14 protein-coding genes and 2 pseudogenes are annotated in these 20,342 nt (G+C 38.1%); 1 reads left to right on the top strand and 15 read right to left on the bottom strand.

Annotated features, from left to right (window positions below; translation table 11 throughout):
- The 12 genes and pseudogenes from CL176_RS06760 to CL176_RS06810 form a co-directional block, all read right to left on the bottom strand.
- Entirely contained in the window at window positions 1–792 is a 792-nt protein-coding gene (locus CL176_RS06760; RefSeq protein ID WP_118990618.1) for a MurR/RpiR family transcriptional regulator, read from the bottom strand.
- A gap of 79 nt (window positions 793–871) precedes the next feature.
- Entirely contained in the window at window positions 872–2,212 is a 1,341-nt protein-coding gene (locus CL176_RS06765; RefSeq protein ID WP_118990619.1) for a 6-phospho-alpha-glucosidase, read from the bottom strand.
- 14 nt (window positions 2,213–2,226) lie between these two features.
- On the bottom strand, window positions 2,227–3,780 hold the full coding sequence (locus CL176_RS06770; protein ID WP_118990620.1) for a PTS transporter subunit EIIC: 1,554 nt from the start codon (window positions 3,778–3,780) through the stop codon (window positions 2,227–2,229).
- Window positions 3,781–4,035: 255 nt separating this feature from the next.
- Window positions 4,036–5,949 carry a flavocytochrome c gene (locus CL176_RS06775; protein ID WP_118990621.1) on the bottom strand — a complete coding sequence of 638 codons (1,914 nt, stop codon included), beginning with the start codon at window positions 5,947–5,949 and terminating at the stop codon, window positions 4,036–4,038.
- A gap of 157 nt (window positions 5,950–6,106) precedes the next feature.
- On the bottom strand, window positions 6,107–7,096 hold the full coding sequence (locus tag CL176_RS06780; RefSeq protein WP_118990622.1) for a LacI family DNA-binding transcriptional regulator: 990 nt from the start codon (window positions 7,094–7,096) through the stop codon (window positions 6,107–6,109).
- Window positions 7,097–7,172: 76 nt separating this feature from the next.
- Complete coding sequence (locus tag CL176_RS06785; protein ID WP_118990623.1) at window positions 7,173–8,639, bottom strand: glycoside hydrolase family 32 protein; 1,467 nt, start codon at window positions 8,637–8,639, stop codon at window positions 7,173–7,175.
- Between the two features lie 231 nt (window positions 8,640–8,870).
- On the bottom strand, window positions 8,871–10,085 hold the full coding sequence (locus CL176_RS06790; RefSeq protein ID WP_240430364.1) for a PTS transporter subunit EIIC: 1,215 nt from the start codon (window positions 10,083–10,085) through the stop codon (window positions 8,871–8,873).
- A 233-nt stretch (window positions 10,086–10,318) separates the two neighbouring features.
- Window positions 10,319–11,185: an ROK family protein gene (locus tag CL176_RS06795; protein WP_118990624.1), complete on the bottom strand. Its 867-nt coding sequence runs from the start codon at window positions 11,183–11,185 to the stop codon at window positions 10,319–10,321.
- 54 nt (window positions 11,186–11,239) lie between these two features.
- Window positions 11,240–12,643 (bottom strand): glycoside hydrolase family 32 protein, encoded by a 1,404-nt coding sequence (locus tag CL176_RS06800; protein ID WP_118990625.1) that lies wholly within the window; start codon window positions 12,641–12,643, stop codon window positions 11,240–11,242.
- An 8-nt stretch (window positions 12,644–12,651) separates the two neighbouring features.
- Window positions 12,652–13,170, bottom strand: coding sequence for a PTS sugar transporter subunit IIA (locus tag CL176_RS12930; protein WP_420824188.1), 519 nt, complete (start codon window positions 13,168–13,170; stop codon window positions 12,652–12,654).
- A 6-nt stretch (window positions 13,171–13,176) separates the two neighbouring features.
- Window positions 13,177–14,532: pseudogene (locus CL176_RS06805) on the bottom strand (PTS transporter subunit EIIC); the annotation flags it as partial.
- Window positions 14,533–14,641: 109 nt separating this feature from the next.
- Window positions 14,642–15,628: a LacI family DNA-binding transcriptional regulator gene (locus CL176_RS06810; protein WP_118990627.1), complete on the bottom strand. Its 987-nt coding sequence runs from the start codon at window positions 15,626–15,628 to the stop codon at window positions 14,642–14,644.
- Between the two features lie 683 nt (window positions 15,629–16,311).
- Between CL176_RS06810 and CL176_RS13045 the strand changes: the two are divergent.
- Window positions 16,312–16,512 (top strand): annotated as a pseudogene (locus CL176_RS13045) (hypothetical protein); the annotation flags it as partial.
- A gap of 399 nt (window positions 16,513–16,911) precedes the next feature.
- Here CL176_RS13045 and CL176_RS06815 read toward each other — a convergent pair.
- From CL176_RS06815 to CL176_RS06825, 3 genes are read right to left on the bottom strand one after another with little or no spacing between them, the layout of a single operon-like run.
- On the bottom strand, window positions 16,912–18,219 hold the full coding sequence (locus CL176_RS06815; RefSeq protein ID WP_118990628.1) for an amidohydrolase: 1,308 nt from the start codon (window positions 18,217–18,219) through the stop codon (window positions 16,912–16,914).
- A gap of 53 nt (window positions 18,220–18,272) precedes the next feature.
- Window positions 18,273–19,304, bottom strand: a complete 1,032-nt coding sequence (locus tag CL176_RS06820) for an ABC transporter substrate-binding protein (protein ID WP_118990629.1) — start codon at window positions 19,302–19,304, stop codon at window positions 18,273–18,275.
- Window positions 19,305–19,307: 3 nt separating this feature from the next.
- Window positions 19,308–20,342, bottom strand: a complete 1,035-nt coding sequence (locus tag CL176_RS06825; RefSeq protein ID WP_118990630.1) for an ABC transporter ATP-binding protein — start codon at window positions 20,340–20,342, stop codon at window positions 19,308–19,310.

A 20,342-nucleotide genomic window follows, 5' to 3' on the forward strand; every position in this document is an offset into this window, starting at 1 on the left:
CTAATCATCCTGCTCTCTTTCCTTTAATTTTAAATAATCAATATAACCAAAACAAAATGACTCAATAACTAAATAAAAAGAGCTTGCTGACCTTATCCACCAATCTTTAGGCATTGGAGCTGTAGATGTATTAGCAAATAAATTGAAATCTGCTTTACCTGCTAAATAATTAGTCGTTGGTTGGGTTAAAGAAATTATTTTTGCACCACTATATTCTATTAATTCAAGATACTTCACAATTTTTAAGTTTTCTCCTGATAGAGAAATTATAATTATAATATCTTCTGAAGTTATACGCTCTGATATCCGTCTGAACTCATTTGAATCAGCAGCGGTTGGAATATCGATAATCGGTTTTCCAATTAGCAAAAATAACCGTTGAAATTCAGCAGCTTGATTCGATTGAGTTAGACCAGTATACAAAGTATATATCGACTTGCTTTTTAACACGGTTTCAAATATTTCGCTCCAATCACTTTGTTTGATATACTCTATTGTGCTTTCATAATCTTTTATTACATTTGACTTTAGATTTTGAAAGTCTTGTAATGTTCTCGTAATTTTGTCATCATTAAGCCATTTCAAATAACTTTTAAGCTCTCCAAAACCTTTAAATCCAATCTTTTTACACATTCTAATTACTGATGTTTTTGACGTGTAATTCTTATCAGCAAATTCTTGAGCTGTCATCCTTGTAACATCATATCTATTTTGATTTATATACGTAGCCATTGAAAGCTCGTTTTCCGTTAGTTCATCATAATGTTTAATTATTATTTCATTATAGTCCATGTCAATCACCTAATTATAAGTCGCAAAGTACAAAAGAAGTTATAGCCAATTATAAGCTATAACTTCAAATTTTTAAATTTTAACTTAATTCAGGCCAGTAGTCTTTATTTGCTTCAATTAAATCATCTAGTAGTTCTTTAGCTACTGAAGCACTTGGGACAATTTTGGATAAAGTTAAAGCTTGCCATAGTTTTTGATATGATTTTTCAAGATACGCATCTACCACAAGTCTTTCTACAGAAACTTGTTGTTCGATTAAGCCTTTTTGGAAGGTTGGCACAGGGCCCATTGCTAACGGCTCAACACCTCTTTTACTAACTATGCAAGGAACTTCTACCATATATTCTGGATCCAAGTTAGATATTGCACCATTATTTTTAACAATAAGCAACATTCTTTCATTTGTATTATAAGCTAATGCACTTGCTAGCTGCACTATGAATTCTGCATGTTCCCCAGGTACAATAGAAGTATCTTCAGCGGTTCCATTCTCAACAATTCGGCGGCATTCTTCAAAAACATTCTTTTCTCTATGTTCCATTACTTCATTTGCGCGAGTATGGTTAGGATTAGCATGTTCAACAACATAATCTGGATAATAGTAATATTTTAAGTAAGTGTTTGGTAAAGTGTCAGGATCTAAAGCATATAAATCTTTTGCTTTTACAAATGTATCGTTCCAACTTGCTTCAGCAAGAAGTGGGTTTGTTATATCATCATTCGCAGAAGCGTATCCGTATTTTTTCACATGTTCTTTCAGTTGTGGCATTAAATCATTACCATCTTTATCATACATTTCCGTCCACCAACCGAAGTGATTCAAACCGTAATATCTATCGACAATATCGTTCTCGCTGTCTAAACCTAAAATATCTGCTAAAGATTTTTTAATCGCCACAGGCATATCGCAAATATTAATTATTTTACTATCTGGTTTAAGTCTACGTGTAGCCTCAGCTACTATTGCAGCTGGATTAGAATAATTTAACATCCATGCGTTTGGAGAATATTTTTCCATATAATCTATTAATTCAATTACGTCTGGAATAGAACGCATACCGTATGCAATACCACCAGGGCCACAAGTTTCTTGTCCAACTACTCCATATTTTAGAGGTATTTTTTCATCTTTTTCACGCATTGGTAAGCCACCCACACGTATGTGAGCCATTACAAAATCCACATCAGAAAAACCTTCTTCAGGATCAGTTGTATACGTGAATTCGACTTCTGGAGCTCTTTCTTTGACGATAATTTCACACGCTTTACCAATTGGCTCTTGTCGCTGGGCATCATTATCATACAACCTCAGTTTTCTTAAGGGAAATTTATCTTGATTTTCAATTAAAAGCATTACAATACTTGCAGTATACGTACTCCCTCCACCAGCAATAACTACAGATTGTTTTTCTCTACTCATTTATATTTTCCTTTCTAATCTAGTCCTAGTTCTTCAGATACTTTTTCTCTCAAAGTTTGAACATTCATACCTATCACAACTTGAATATTATTCCCATTCTCAAAAATTCCTTTTTGTTCTGAAATCTTTTCCAGTGTTAAGACATTAACTTTTTCTGGGTCGTGTACATTCGCACGAATTCTACTAAAACAATTTGTCAATGTATCAATATTCTCTGGTCCGCCTAAACCTTCGATAACATAACGTATATTATCTTCTGTTGAAACTATCACTTCAGTGCTTTTATTATTTATACGATTCGTATCATTCGATGTAGCAACTAGTGCTTCTCGACCAGGAGTATTCATATCAAACTTGACTATCATAAGTTTAAAGACGTAGTACCAAATTAAACTAAAAATTAATCCAACAATAATTGTAATATAAAACTTAGTGACTGATGGACTAAACACTGAGTTTACAACCACTGAATCAATTATTCCATAGAGCATATAAGTACGTGATCCTAAAGCCCATAAAACAGTTTCGCCTATACCAGTTATTAGACTATGAACAAGCCACAATAAAGGGGCCTGAAATGCAAATGTAAAATCTAAAGGTTCGGTTATTCCTGCTAATACTGCTACAAGAGCTGAAGGCATTAACTGTCCTTTAACCTCTTCGCGATTTTCCGGATAAGCTGTGTTCATAAAAGCCAGAGCAATTGGAATTGAAGCAAATATTTTTGCAAATCCAAACATTGCGAATCTCAATGAAGGATCCATTGAAGAAACTGTACCGGGATTCGACATTAGTGCATAAATAATATTAGCTCCACCAGCATATATCTCCCCGTTTATCTCTACTGTTCCACCTATTGCGGTAAAACAGAAAGGCATCCATAATAAATGATGAAGCCCAGTTGGGACTAAGAATCTATTACCGAATGCATACAGGAATACTCCTAATAGACCCGCTGTATAAATGAAATCAGAAAGTGAAGCAATTAATCTATTTGCCCATGGCCAAATATAAGCCATTAATATCGCAAAGATTAAAATAACTGGAATTAAAATCATAAATGAAAAGCGTGCATGACCATAGATACTTAACGCTGCAGGTAATTCTTTGTCAGAATATCTGTTATGGAAATAAGCAACTAATATACCAATAATGATTCCCAGAAACACATTCATATCTACGACTTGAAAACCTAAAACGATAGCTTGTCCGGTAGAGAATAGTCCCATCTCACCAGGTTCAGCTAGAGAATTTGTAATTGTTAACCATGTATTATTTGCGGCTAAGAATAATAAGAACATAATTAAAGCAGTTAAAGCTGCTTCTATTTTCTGCCTTTTTGCTAAAGATGAGGCAATACCAATAGCAAAGATTAATGATAAATTATTTAACATTGCATCCATCATGTTCTTTAATAAAAGCCCAAATGTTTGAATGAAATTGGGCATAAATTCTAGCTGGAGGATAACTGACACAGCTAAAACTAAACCCATAACAGCCATAAATTTAACAGGCGCTATTAGAGCGCGCGAAAAGTCTTGTAGAGCTTCAGTACTTCTTCCTTTCATTATTAAACTCCCCTTATAATTATACTGAATACGTATTCTACTTATATTCTATCCCCCTAATGATAGCGCTGTCAATTGAGCCAAAGAGCTTTGGACCAAGGTCCGGTTAATGGTCCAGAAAGCTACTAAAAAAAGAAACTGACTTTTAGCCTTACTTTTAGGAAATCCTATCTCTATATGTTTATGGTGAGTTCATACCAAAAAACGAGGATATACACTTCTCTGTATACCCTCGAATTTATTACTGATATTCAACTAATTCTGCTTAGCAAATGCCGCTGCATTTTGTCCTGAAATGCGACCAAAGACTACTGTATCAGGAATTGCATTCCCGCCTAAGCGGTTCTTACCATGAATTCCTCCCGTTACTTCACCACACGCATATAATCCAGGGATAATTTCACCAGCTTCATCTTTTACTTCAGCTTGAGTTGTAATTTCAACCCCGCCCATTGTATGATGAATTGTTGGAACTCGCAATGACGCATAAAATGGCCCCTGATCTAATGGATCTTGTAGTAAAGTTTTGCCGAAATCATCAGCTTTCTCACCAGCGACTACGGTATTGTAGTCATTGACTGTTTCAACCAAGTTATTTGGATCTACACCCATTGCTTCAGCAAGTTCTTCGATTGTATCACCTGTAACAACTTTTCCATTATCAACCAATTGACCGATTGATTCGTTAAAGTCATTCTTAACTTCTAAATCTGGATATTCGTGAGCATCATGGATAATCCACATTTCTTGATCTTCTTGTTCTAATAATCCAGCTGTTAAGGTATCTCGTCTGGCATCTTCAGCTACAAAACGTTTCCCTTCATTATTTACGAAAATTTGATTCGCAGCATTCTTACTAATGTTTCCTTGCATGCCACCTGTTTCAGGATCTCCAACTGGGAGTAACTGTATAAATTCCATTCCAACCAAATTTGCACCTGCTTCAACCGCCATATTAATACCATCACCTGTTGCTGAAACAGCATTGGTTGATCCTAAGCCTTCTAAATCATTCCAAATTTCATCAAATTCAACAACCATTTCATTGTTACGAGCAAAGCCACCTGTAGCAAGAATAGTAGCGTCTGCATTTACAGTAATCTTGCGTCCATCTTGCTCAGCGATAACTCCTACTACTTTCCCATCTTCGATGATTAATTCTTTGGCGGATGTATTTAAAAGAATTTGAGCGTCATCTCCCGCTTCTTCTAAATACGCTTGATACGCATCAAGTGGCCCAGTTACAAGTGGCTTAACAAATTGATGAGTTCTTTGCCAAAGGGCACCCGTAACAATTGCAATCTCATCTTCAAATTCTACCCCTAAACTCTCTAGCCATGGAACAGTTTCTTCTGCTCCTAAGGCATAGGTTTCAATTAATTCAATATTACCTTCATAGTCCCCGCCTTTAAATGTTTGTAAAGCATGTAGTTGTGGCGAGTCAAATAGATGCTTACTATTACTTGATTCATATTCTTCAATTTGTTCGGCTACTTCTCCCATCAATCTTTCATGGGTTTCATTTACTGCTTCCTCATTGGTAAGCGCCTTAATTTCCTCGATTAAAGCTGGATCCATTTCATATGCTTGTTGACGATTTTGATCTACTGCATTGTATTGTCCTCCGGCAATAATTGTCGAACCACCAACCATCGGCATCTTCTCGAGAATAACTACTGAGGCACCATTTTCTACAGCTGAAACTGCAGCTGCAAGTCCGGCGCCACCAGCACCGATAACTACAACGTCAGTATCTAGTTCTTCATCCTCTAATTCTTCTGCATCATCTTCTTTTGCTTTTAGTGCATCAACATCCGCACCTGATGATTCTAACGCAGCAGCAATCGCAGCCAATATTCCCTCAGATGAACCAGTTGCCCCTGATACCACATCAATATTAAGACTTTGTTTTTCAATCACATCATTGGTTATCGATTCAATCGCGGTATCACCGATACCTGCTGTTTCATTAGGCGCATCGACATCGATTGAAACGATTCTATCCTCAGTAAGTGTTACTTCAACAGCAACATTACCCCCAAATCCTTCCGCCTGACCCTCATAATTCCCAGGCGTATAGCCTTGTGCAAGAACATTTGGTAAAGGTCCAATGTGACTAATTCCCAAAGCAGCTGCTAAAACTAGCGTAATACATTTCTTTGAAAACATACCCTCTCTCCTCCATTTGTGATTTTAATAACATTATAATAAACATTTAATTATTGAAAGTCAATCCTCTGATAATAATTTTTAATAAGAAAAACTCAGACAATCATAGGGTGACTGTCTGAGTTCAAAAATAATATATACATCAGTTTAGGTAATTCTACACATTGCTGGGAAAAGTAGTTTTTCCTTGTATAAATTCTACGGGAATTATTATTTTCTTAGGGACGAAATGATCTTCTTCAATTTGTAACATCAATTGTTGGACAGATTCTTTAGCTATCGCATTCACATTCTGGCGAATACTAGACAAGAATGTAGGTGTCTGTTGTGAAGATTTTGAGCCGTCAAATCCAATTATCTGGATATCTTCTGGGACCTTGAGACCTCGGTTCGATAGTTCATCAATGAGCATCCATGCGTGAGTATCAGTATCCGTAAATACACCGATTGATTGATCCATTTCTTGTAAATCATCAGCGAATTCACTCAAATAATCAGCTGTGCTATGTCGACGGCCCTTTTGGTAGTAGACTTTATAATTTAGTGAGTATTGCTCACAGTAATCTTGAAAACCTTTTAATCTATTTATTGTTTCATTCTCTATTTTTGAGCCTTGCCCGAAGTAAAAGAGCTCAGAAGAACCTGCATCTTGTAGCTTTTGGGCAGCAATTTCTCCTCCCTTATAGTTATCACTTGTGATAAAGGTACTATGCTTAGAGAAAGATCGATCAATACTAATGACTGGCAACTCGTCCGGCACATGCTCGTCAACGTTGCTGTATGTAATCGCAATGATGCCATCCACTTTATTCTGTCTAGCCATCGTGATAAATTTTAATTCTTTGTCTAAGTCATTCTTAGTATTACAAATAATTAATTTTGTATCATATTCTTCTAGATACTTTTCTATGTAATAAGTTAGTTCACTATAGAACGGATCCCATACAGTCGGTATGATTAATACAACAGAGAATGTACGGTTCGTCTTCAAGCCTTGTGCGTAAATATTGGGTTCATAATTTAACGCATCAATTGCATTCTGAATGAGTTCAGCCGTAGTATCTTTTACTTTGTGACCATTAATATATTTAGACACACTACCTACTGAAACATTTGCTAATTTCGCTACATCTTTTATCGTCGCCAAAATTAATACCCCTTTTGACTTTTATTTCTGATTATATGCTAAAAGAGGTATTGTTTTCAATACCCCTTAAGCTATTTTATAATTCCCAAAGACTATATTCAATGAATGCGTGACCATTTTCAACAAAGATTTCAAAATCATTGCTACCTGGTTTATTGTAAATCCGACTAGAAAATACTTCTTGTCCATCATTTACAAATATTTCAACAGAAGATTCGTCTAAGAACAAGTGTAGCCTCAACTCATTGCCACTAAAGTTGCATTTGCGTTTATCACCATATTCTTTATTAATTACCTTATGTGTCTTTGACCGATCAAGCACTAGTTTACGTTCAGCTAAATTATAGTAAAAGAGTACTTCTTCTTTAGCGGATTTACGGAATTTAATACCGACCTTATTGGCGTCAATTTCTGTAAAGTTTACTTTAGCCTCATAGCATCTTGGTAAAGTCATTGATGTAGAAGTTTTATTCAGCTTTGCTACTTCTACAAGGGTATGCTTTCTCAGAGCTTCTAGTTCTTGCACTGGATTTTGATAAAGTTTATTATCTCGTAACTCCAGTTCTCTTGGTATTGTTAAGCAATGAGCCCAGCCATCTTCTTCCGTGCCTGCAAGTACACCCGGCAAGCCAAACCATGCGATTAATATCCGTCGACCATCTGGTGTTTGAATCGTTTGCGGTGCATAGAATTCAAAGCCACGGTCGAATTCTTTAAATGCCTGATGCTTAAAAGTACCTTCTTTAAAATCAATTGGTTCACCTATAAGGTAACCAGATTGGAATATATTGTTGAATTGATCACCCTCTACTTCCATTCCTTGAGGTGATATAACCAAGACTCCCTGACCTTCTAATTCGAAATAATCTGGACACTCCCACATGTAACCCTCATTTTCGCTTTTGATTGTTTGGATTTCTCCACGAAATTTCCATTTTTTTAAATCCTCAGATTCATAATATACTACTCGACCTTGATGTTTTTCTGTTTCCGCACCGATTAAGCAAATATATTTATCTCCTGATTTAAACACTTTAGGATCTCGATAGTTATCAGTATATCCTTCTTCAGAATCAATAATTAAAGGGTCAGAATGCTTCTCAATATTTCCGTCTTTGTCCATAATTGCTAAACATTGATATGGGATACGCATCCAATCTTCAGTTCGCGTATTACCCGTATAGAAAAGTAATAGTTTATCTTCTAATGGAAGGCCAGTACCAGAGAAAACACCATGACTATCGTACTTTGTGTCAGGTCGCATTCCAATACCTACATTCTCCCAATGAACTAAGTCCTTAGATTGGACATGATACCAATATTTCACACCATGAACAGGTCCTAATGGATACCACTGGTAAAATAAATGATACTCGCCATCAAAGTAACTAAAACCATTTGGATCATTTAATAATCCTGAAATTGGTTGAATGTGAAAGGTCTGCCGATATTGAGAAGCACTTACGGTATTCAGTAAATCTTGATATTCAGCTTGGTCAGCCTCTTCAAGACGACGATAACGCTGTCCTCTTGTCCATTCCATGCGTTATCCCTCCACTTGATTCTTATTCCACGCCATTCGATGAAGAATTGATGTAGCAAGGAATGTAACGATAAAGCCAATAGTGATTGACACCATAAACTGTCCAGTAGATTCTGGTCGCATGACTATGACACCAGGAATACCGGCAGGTCCTTGCGATACTGATAATACTTTCATAGCAGTAGCATAGCCTGACCCTACTGCAGAACCGATTAAAGCTGCAATAAATGGTTATCTATATCTTAAGTTGATACCAAATAGAGCAGGTTCAGTAATACCTAGTAAAGCCGAAAGGCCTGAAGCTGGTGCGATACTTCTAACTTTCTCATCATGCTTCATCAGGAAGAACATGGCTAGGGCAGCCGCCCCTTGACATACATTTGATACGGATACAACCGCAAATGTTGGTGAACCACCTAGAGTTTCTATATTTGCTAAAATTTGTATTTCCGTAGCCGCTAAACTATGATGCATTCCCGTAATTACGAGTATCGGATAAATAACGCCATAAATTGCGCCACCTATTGCACCTAAGTCATTGAACAACCAAAGCACAACATTGGTCATCCAATCCCCTACAGTTCTTAATAAAGGTCCAATGACTGTAAAAGTTAAGAAAGCGGTCACTAATACAGAAACAAGCGGCGTTACAATAATATCTAGAATATTTGGCACTACTTTTCGTAGGTTCTTTTCAATCAGTGAAAGAATATAAGTTGAACCAATCACAGGTAATACTGTACCTTGATACCCTACTTTTGCTACACTTAATTCTAAAATATTCCAATAAGGCACTGAATCTGTTGCAACAGCTTCACCATAACCATACCCATTCAGTAACTCTGGATGAACCATAATCGCTCCAATAACGGCACCCAAAACCGGTGTTGCTCCGAATATATTAGCTGATGAGTAGCCTATTAGAATCGGTAAGAAGGTAAATGCCGCATTAGAGAATAGATTTAGCATATTTGCTAAATCAGCTATTTGAGGATATAAATCAATGACAGATTGTCCAGCAACGAATAAACCTTCAGCTGTAAGAACATTGTTCAGACCCATCATCAAACCTGATGCTACTAAGGCAGGCAAGATCGGCACAAAAACATCTGCAAGATTTTTTACAATTTTTTGTACAGGATTTAAGTTATCTTCAGCCGCCTTCTTGACATCATCTTTATTAGCTTCTTCAATACCAGTAATGTCCTTAAATTCATTATAAACCCCATTAACAACACCAGTTCCTAGTATAATTTGAAACTGACCTGCATTATTGAAATGACCTTTCACCAGATCAATTGCTTCTAAATGATTCGTATCAATAGCTTTCTCATTATTTAGCACAAGTCGTAACCTTGTAGCACAATGCGTCGCCGTACGAATATTATCCTTGCCACCAAGAGCCTCCACAATTTCGGCTGCTGTTTGTCTATAATTATTCTCCATAATCTTTTCCCCTTAATTTTATAAATGAAACGTTTCATATATGTATGAAAAAACGCTTTCCTTTTGTTGTCAAGCTTTATTTGTATTTTCCATATAATTATAAGCAGATAATAGGTGTGAAATATGAAACGTTATATTTTCAATCATTACTTAAATACTTTTCAAATTTTATATTCCAAAAAAAGCTTCCTTTAAGAAATCTCTTAAAAGGAAGCTCCTATAAACTTATATATCTAAACAGTCGCCAATTCTTTCGCCATCAATAAGTTTCCTAAAGTCGCCGCATCGTCTTCCAATTTCGGCAACACAATATACTCATCTAAGTCAGGGACCTGTAAATATTCATTCAATATTTCAGCAAAGGCCACTTTCACCTTATCAAGTAAACCAGGTACTTTCATGACCCCACCACCTAAAATCACAATATTAGGTGATAAATAAAGCGTCGCATTGTAAACACTTTGAGCAATATAATATGCTTCTATCTCCCAATAAGGATGATCAGATCCTAAGGTTTCAGCCCGCACACCAAGTCTGTCTTCAATCGCCACACCAGACGCCATACCTTCAATGCAATCACCGTGGAATGGACAATAGCCCGCGTAATCATCATCTAGATGACGCCGTACAAGGGCATGGCCCATTTCCGGATGTGAATGACCTTGTGTGAAGCGTCCCTTATAAATAGACCCTCCACCGAAACCAGTGCCGACGGTGTAATAGAGAACATGGTCTAAGTCCACCCCAGCACCGAGCTTAGCTTCGCCGTATACCGATGAATTCACATCTGTCGTCCACATCATAGGTACGTCTAAGTACTTCTTCATCGCGCCAATAAAATCGAAATCAACCCAATGCGTCTTTGGTGTCTTGGTAATATAACCATAAGTTGCTGAATCTTCCTGAATATCAATCGGACCAAAAGAGCCAATACCAAAGGCTTTGATTTCATCTTTATATTGGTCGAAGAACGCGAAGACATGATTCATGGTTTCTTCCGGGGTTGTTGTTGGAAATGACACCCGTTCGATTATTTCCAAGTCGCTATTGCCTACAGCACAGACAAATTTTGTGCCTCCTGCTTCAATTGATGCGTACATTTTTACCCTCCTAATAGTGTTGCAATTGTGAAATAGATTTTTTCTGTGTAATAGTTAGGTCTCAGATAATGGCCAATACGTGGCCTTTACTTCTTGGTCAGCTTCTATGCGAATACTTAAATCGCTACGTGTTGGATAAATTCGTGTCGTTAACACATATTCTCCGTCATTAATGAATATCTCAAGTGATGAATAATCGCCAAACACTTGAATGCGATTTATCGCTGGAATCTTCACTTGTCGCTTTTTGCGCCCAAAGCCACTTACACCATGCCTAAGTGTCAGAATCTCACCGTCATAAGTTAGCTGGCTATCTTGGGATAGTTCAAGTTGTAAAACTTGAAGGTTTTCCCCTGCGATATTCAGCTCATAAAGTGCGCTTCTCTCGTATGATTTATCGGTCTCCAGGTTAACCGCATCACCTCTTAAGGCTTGGTATTCTTCGATTGGTTTTTGATAAAGTTTGTGATTTCTCACTTCGATTTCTCGCGGTAAAGCTAAGCAATGTTGCCAGCCATAACTGATGGTAGGATTAGTATATTCCGGTTCAATATCTGGCATTCCCATCCAACCAATTAGAATATGTCGGCCTTTAGCATCTTTGAAAGTTTGCGGTGCATAGAAATCAAAGCCATAATCCAGCTCTTGGAAATCCTCCGTGGGAAGAAATCTACCCATATCCCAATCAACATTACCAATCAAGTAGCCTGCACTATATGGATTCTGGAAGCTAAAGTGATCTCCTATTACACCTTGAGGTGAGAAGATGAGTACGCTATGTTCCCCATGATCTGAATAATCAGGGCATTCCCACATAAATCCTTGGTCTTCATCACCAGCTAAGAAATCACCTAAGAAGGTCCAATTATCTAAATCTTGTGATTCGTACAAAATAATGGCGCCCTTATTATCATCGGTCCGTGCCCCAAGTAGCATATAGAATTTATCGTTCTGACTGAAAACATTCGGATCACGGATGTGATCCGAGTATCCTGGTGGAAAATCTTCGTGAGCGATGACAACTTCTCGTGATTGAATTTCAAAGCCATCAGGGCTAACGACATGGACCACATTCTGTTCGCGCCCACTGTAAATATAATCATAATGGCCTGGTTTTTTGACATTGCCAGTATAGAAGAAATGCAATTGGCCATCGACTTCAATGGCGCTACCGGAGTAGACACCATCTTGATCGAAAGGTTGATCCGGTGAAAGAAAGATGACTTCTTCTTGGAAATGGACTAAATCCTCGGAAGTTTTATGGCCCCAGTGGGTTGCGCCCCCGGTTGCTTTATAGGGTTCATATTGATGATAAATATGATACGTATCTTGGAAATAAGCTAAGCCATTGGGATCATTTAGCCAACCCGTTTGAGGCATCATATGATAGCCCTGTCGCCACTGCTTATCTTCCTGGACTTGTGCTTTCATTTGCTTAATACTTGCTTTATCTAACATATGAATGCTTACTCCTCCACTTCGAATAAAGACTGACCATTAATCTTAGGTGTTACCTTGCTATAAGCTTGACCATTGGTCATCACAATCGGTGTAATCGTAGACTTCCCGGCTGCTTTAATTGCATCCAAATCAGCTTGCATTAAGGTTTGCCCTTTACTTACACGGTCCCCTTGGCGGACACGTACATCAAATGGGGTTCCGTTCAACTCGACCGTATCCAGCCCCACATGAATCAAGATTTCAATCCCTTCATCAGAGCGAAGGCCAATCGCATGTTTCGTATCTGCAACTAACATTACTTCACCGTCAAATGGGGCAACAACCTCGCCATTAGCAGGCTCAATCGCTACCGCTGGTCCCATTGCACCTGAAGCAAAGACAGGATCAGGAATTTCTGACATACTCAAACGTTGGCCTTCTAGAGGTGCGCCAATAATTACAGCATCAAGTGCTTCTCCACTAGCATAAACATTCTCATTCTCCTCCAGAATGCTTTCAACAACTTCCTCCTCACGATCATACACAGGTCGAATCGATTTCGCTTGCCCTCGAACGATTAAGAAAGCCGTAAGCATTGCCGCGGCAATAACTGCTAAATAACCTAGAAGTGAACTCATGCTATCCGTATATAAAAGTAAGCCAGGAATAAAGGTAATCCCCATACCACTTGCGGACACATTCAAGAAGTAAGTCAAGAAGCCACCTATGACACCACCAATAACACCTGCAAATAATACATTCATCGATCTTAAGTTAACCCCGAATAAAAGAGGCTCCGTAATTCCGAATAGAGTTGAACTGGCTGAACCTAATAAGTTGGATTTCTTGACCTTGTCTTTGACAATCGTTGCTACCGCAAGTGCAGCACCAAATTGCCCAGCCATCGAAGCTGTCATTAGAGTATTCAACACATTACGTCCTGTATCATCTAATAAGCTCAACTCGATAATCGAAAGCGAGTGATGCAAACCTGTGACAACTAATAATTGCTGTAAACCACCAAAGATCGCATAACCAATCCCGAATGGCGCATTAATCACTCGGACGATAAAGTTAATCACAATATCTTCTACCAAGGAAATAACTGGTCCTAAACCAAATAACATTACCAGAAGTGTCAGGGTAATCGTTAAGAACGGTGTGACAATCAAATCCATCGCTTGAGGTACAAACTTACGGAATTGACGTTCTAGCCACGAAATTAACCAACCCGCAATAATCCCTGGGAAGATAGACCCTTGATAACCTTGAATATTAATTCCCAAAATATTTAAAGGCGTCGCATCGCCACTTGCTACTTGATAGGCATTCGGCAAGACTGGTGATACCAACATGATTCCTACAGCAATCCCCAGAATTGGATTCCCACCAAACTTACGGGTTGCACTATAGGTAATAAATACAGGCAGAAAGGCAAAAGCCGTATCCGTCAGTACCGTAAAAAGACCCATCGCATCATCCGATAATTCCATACCCAGCTCTAATAAGAGACCTCTTATCCCCATTAACAGCCCAGTCGTTACTAAGACCGGAATAAGTGGTAAGAGAATATCTGCCAAGACCCGTACCACCCGTTGCACCGGATTCATATTCGCATAAGCATCTTCTTTGACTGACTTCGATGTATCAATATCCGCCGTGCCTAACTCATTCGCAAAAGCATTATACACTTCATTGACTTTACCGGTACCAAAGACAAATTGATGTTGCCCCGTCGAGAAAAAGTAACCTTGCAATCCCGTAATATTCTCTGCCTTATCCTTATCTAGTAAGGAATCATCCTTAAGCACAATTCTTAAACGTGTCGCGCAATGCTCAAAATTCTTAACATTGCTTCCCCCACCAATCGCATCCAGTAATTGACCCACAATTCTTTCGTTTTCCATCAGTTTCCCTCTTTTCTTTTATTGTAAACGTTTGCCGGTACCGGTTCCAGTATAGCACAATTTATCCCCCAAGCAAATAAAAAACACAAACTATTATTTAAGTTTGTGCTTAACTCTTCTTGGGTCCAGTGCTTTTGCCTTGTAAAAGCTCTACACCCAGTGTTATTTGTTTCAGCTCTTCCGTTTGATCTTCAATGCCCTCCAAGAGGCTCTGCATAGCAACTTGCCCTGCCTCTTTAAAAGGATATTTCACCGTTGTCAAATTCGGATGAACAAACTGTCCATCATTATAACCGCCAAAGCCACTCAAGGATAACTGGCTAGGTACCTCAATCTCCAGTTCAATAGCAGCTTTCAGGAAAGATATTGCCATGCGGTCCGTTGCACACGCGATGTAAGTCGCCGTTATATCAGGTAATATTTGGTGGGCCAAGCGATAGTTATCCAAGCGATCGAAACTCGACGAGATAACTTGGTACTTAACCGGATATTGCTCTACCCAATCAATAAAGCCGTGTGCCCTCACTTTACCGACCGCTTCATCCTCTTCGGATGGATTAATATAAAGTAAATCTTTATGGCCTAAATCAATCGCATGTTGCGCAATGAGTTTCCCTGCTTGATAGTCATCATAGGTTGTATAATTGAATCGTTCAAAACTTTGTCCTAGTATCATAATCTTAGCCTTAGTTTTCGAGACAATATCAAGCAAAGCTGGGTGGAACTTCTGAGAGAAAAGAATAATCCCAGCCACATTCTGCCGGTCAAGGGTCTGAATATGTTCCATCTCTTGCTGGAGATTTTGATTTGAATTGAGAATTAGTAAGTTGTAGCCCTCCTTCATCGCCACTTCGTCAATACCAGCTAGAACTTCTGAAGTTGAGCTCGAATTAAAGCGTGGTATTATCACACCTATGAGTTGACTAGATGTCGCCTTAAGGCTGCGGGCCAAGGCATTAGGTTCATAGCCAGTTTCAGCAATAACCTGTTCAATTTTCTTAGCAGTCTTTTCACTTACTTGACCATTGTTTAAATAGCGTGAAACGGTACTCTTAGAAACTTGGGCCAGTTGGGCAATGTCTTTTAGTGTTGTCATTGGGTTACCTCGTCTTAAATTATTGTCAACAGAAACAGTGAATTTGATAAACTTCCTATCAACTTTTTAGTTAGATCTATGTAAAAAAGCAGAACACACTTCGGGATACCATCATCAATTGAATTTATGCTCTTGATGATTTTATTATGAGGTAAGAATTCGACGCAGATGTCTCTAAACGTCTTCGCTACAGCAATATAGAGCATTTCATAACTAGTGGAAGCAGCAATTGTGCGACTCTACTGGTCATACAATATAGACCACTTTCTTTTGCCTTCTTGGGTACAATCAGAACATAAGGAAAGCAAGCACCCCACGAAGGTATGTGGACATCTGAAGATTTAAGCTCTCCCCATTGATACGTCATTATTCTGATCCTTTAACGATTGATGTTCCTTTAGACATATTCAAGACTGAGAGATTTTTGCCGTGCCTTTAATCTAGCTTGTTCAATTTTCAGCGCATTTTGTTGCAGTTCTTTCTCAGGAATTTGCTCCCTGAATTGTAAAATTAAGCTAGAAAAATAAATAAGACACTTTGTGCTACGCTATTTATGAGAGCAATCACAAATAAAGGAGTAGACACAAAATGGCCTACACACATCTTACCACGAAAGAACTGACTTGGATAGAAAACTATTACGAAATTGGCGAAAAAGCTTACATAGTCGCAAAAAAGTTAAAAGAGATGGTCTGCCTAAAGGTACTGATTTTAATGAAGTAGATGAAGACTTTCTTAAGGAAGTAACCTTCAAGCGACATATCATTCCACGTAAATCTCTTAACGAATACACTCCCCTGGAGGTTTTCTTGGCCTTTCTTTTGGATCAAATACCTGGATATTATGCCAGCCACTTAAGAAATATAGTTTCATCAAGCACCTGACTCCTGCAGAGTCGCTAGCGCTTTTCCTCTTGACCAGTCAGGAGTTTGATAAAGGGGGCTGTTTAAGGTGGTTAGCACAAGTATGTCACCAAGTTCAATCACTAATCATATAGTGTAAAAATTTCTAACTTAAATCGACAATCAAGAAAATAAAAAAAGAAATATCCGCAAAAGAATCTATCAATTTATCGTTTTCTTTAGTTTCAATTGCTCACAAAATCTCTATTATCTTAATACATATCCCTTGATTGACAAATTTTTGACTTGGTAGGCTCAACCTCTCAACAATCGTTGCAAATCATATTTTTGGAGCTAGGAGCAGTATTAATAAACATTCAGTTAATCTATCTATTTTATGATTATCAATAATGACTTCATGTACTAAATACTTACCTTCTCTTACAACTCACTCACAATTACTTTAAATTGGCTCATACTGCTATCTAAATCGCTTCGAATGGTTCTTAAGTCATGCTGGGCTAGTTGCTTTTGAAGAACTCGCTGCGCACCATTTATCCAAACAGCTTCAACATTACCCGCATTTGCTGAATAAACAAGGGCAGAATATGGGTCAAACACCGGGAACATATTCACCGATTGCGTTTCAACTAAACAGATATCAGCTTTTTTGCCTACTTCAAGGCTGCCGATTTCATCTGCCATATTTAAAACTCTTGCTCCTCCGATAGTAGCAAGCCCAACTATTTCTTGTGCTGCAAAAGCAGAGCGATCTCTGTTATAGGTTTTATGGAAATTTGCTACCATTCGCATCTGAGTAAACATATCTAATGTATTTCCACTACTAGGTCCATCTGTACCTAGACCTACATTCACTTCTTGATTAATTAGTTCTTTTACGGGCGCGACCCCCTTGGCGGATTTAGTATTTGCTCCGATACAATGAGCAACGCCTACCTGATTATGTTTCAATATTTGAATGTCTTCTGAATTCAAATGAATACAATGCGCTGCGATAAAACGATTATTTAATAAGCCAATACTATCTAAATAAGCAACTGGTGACATTTGATACTGTTCAGCATAATATACCATTTCATGTTCCATTTCGCTAACATGCATCATGATTGGAACGTTATATTTATGTGAAATAGCTGCGGCTTTCTGTAAGCTTTCAGTCGAATTTGTATACGGTGCATGGGGAGCAATTCCTGGTGTAATCAAATCATCTTCTAACCACCTTTGAATGAAATATTCAGCATAGTCTAAAGTCTCATAGTCCGCTGTTGTATCAGGTGATTTCTTAATAATCGTCTCAGCAAGAATAGCCCGACTCCCCATCTCTTTAACTGCGCTTGCAATATCATCTTCAAAGTAATACATATCACTACAAGTGGTCACACCTGCTAACTGCATTTCAGCCGCAGCATATTTAGCAGAAGCGTAAGCCAAATCAGCCGTCATGGCTCGATTTTCTAATGGAAACAAAAAGCGTTCCAAACGATTCGGCACATCATCTGCTAAAGATCGGAAAGGTATCATTCCAACATGCGTATGAGTATTAACCATACCTGGTATAAGAATACCTTGCCCACAGTCATATTTCTCATTATACGTATGATAACCTGCAGGCAGCCCTTCACCCAGTTCTTGAATCACATTATCCTGAATTACTAAATAACCATTCTCATAAGCGTCATAATTATCATTCATCGTTAAGATATTTGCATTATAAAGTAACTGCTTCACATTGATCCCTCCAAAAAAGGAGGCGATAAATACTCGCCCCCTAGTCCAAATAATTATTGATTAATAATGGTATTCCATTGTTGAATCCAAGTTTCCAAGTTACTATCAATAAAGTCAAAGTCAACTGGTTTAGCACGCTCTGCTACTTCACCATATGTCTTATTCGCTGCTACATCTTCAGATAATTCAACATTTGCATTAGTTGGTGACTCATTTAAAGATGAAGCTACTTGGGTTTGTAACACTTGATCGATACGCCAGTTAACATAGTCGTAAGCCGCCTCTTTGTTTTCAGAATTTGCTAGGACATTAACTGTGTTGTAGTTAGCATATGTACCACTTTCTGGAACAATGTATTGAACGCTTGAATTACCTTCCATGATCATAGGCACCGCGAAGTCACCTACAACAGCTGCTACAATTTCTCCAGATTGGAATAAGTTAGCTAAGTCCGAAGACTTTGAGTAAGTACGTAGGATATTTGGTTTTAATTCTTCTAAACCTTGGAAAGCTGCCTCTCCATTATCTTCTGTAATATCCACACCCTTATAGTCACTTACCGTATGCATGAAGATTGGTCCGAAGGTTGCAGTGATATCAGGAATCGCAATTTTGCCTTCAAGAGCTGGATTCCATAAATCAGACCATTCTTTAATCTCGAAATCAATTGCTTCTGGATTATAGATAATTCCTAACGAGTTGACAGCATATGGCACACCTGCTTCGTCAACAATTGCTTTACCATTCTCGATTAATTGATCTATATTCTCAACTTTTGATGCATCTAATGGCTCAAATAAACCTTCTTTGACGCCTTGCGTTGAGTGAGATTGTGATAGCTCAATCACATCAATTTGGGCATTCGGATTATTCTGTAATTTAGTGAAGCGTTCACCAGAGTTACCTGCTTCATTAACAATTTCAACGCCTGTTTGTTCTGTGAAAGGTTCAAAGATATCTGACTTAATGATATCTTCATTGATTGCAAATGTTGATACAACTAGTTGATCAGCTGCTCCTACTTGAGAACTTGCAAATAATAATCCAGCTGCAGCAAGTGATAATAAAGCTTTACGTAATTTCATCGTTTAATCCTCCAATATAATCATTGACTCTTCAGGGAATTGAAGATACACAGCTTGAGATATTTCAAGTGGAACTACTCGATCGTCATTGACAATGATTTCCCCATCGGCCGTCCTTACAACGTACTGATATGATTTTCCCAGGAATGTTACAAGTTCAATTGTACCCTTCAAAGCATTCGTTGACGCTGACGTTTCTAGTATTATATCATCCGGGCGTATCGTCATCAATACCGAACTTTTATCTGATTCTACTTGCCCAACTGTGAACCCACTCTGTGTCTGATAAACTCTACTTGAGCCTTTTGTTAAGGTTAGGAAGTTTTCAAAACCAATAAATCGCGCAACAAATTCAGTTTTTGGTTTGCGGTAAATAACTTCTGGTCGATCAAATTGCTCAATTTCACCTTTATTCATTACTGCAACTTTATCAGAAATAGAGAAGCACTCTTCTTGATCATGAGTTACAAAGAGCGTGGTTATTTTCAACTCTTGTTGAATCCGACGAATTTCGTTTCGTAACTGAACACGCAATTTGGCATCCAAATTACTTAAAGGTTCATCAAGTAATAATAATTTCGGCTCAATGACTAGAGCTCTTGCCAAAGCAACACGTTGTCTTTGACCTCCAGATAAATCTTCAGGATAACGATCTGCTAAGCCTTCAAGACCTACCACAGTTACCATTCTGTTTACCTTTTCATCTATTTCTGCTTCATTTACTTTTCTTAATTTAAGCCCATAAGCAATATTCTCCCGAACAGTCATATGAGGAAATAATGCGTAAGATTGAAAAACCATCCCAAAATTTCTTTGATGAACAGGTGTGTTAATCATATTATTCCCATCCACATTAAGCTTACCTGCTTGCGCTTCAACTAAACCTGCAACTACCCGGAGAGTCGTCGTTTTACCACAACCAGACGGTCCTAACAAAGACACTAGTTCCCCTTCTTGGATATAAAGATTCAAGTCCTCTAGAATTTTTGTTTGGCCGTCATAACTAACCGAAACATTTTCTAAACTTATAAACGTCAC

Source organism: Suicoccus acidiformans (genome assembly GCF_003546865.1).
Taxonomy (GTDB): domain Bacteria; phylum Bacillota; class Bacilli; order Lactobacillales; family Aerococcaceae; genus Suicoccus; species Suicoccus acidiformans.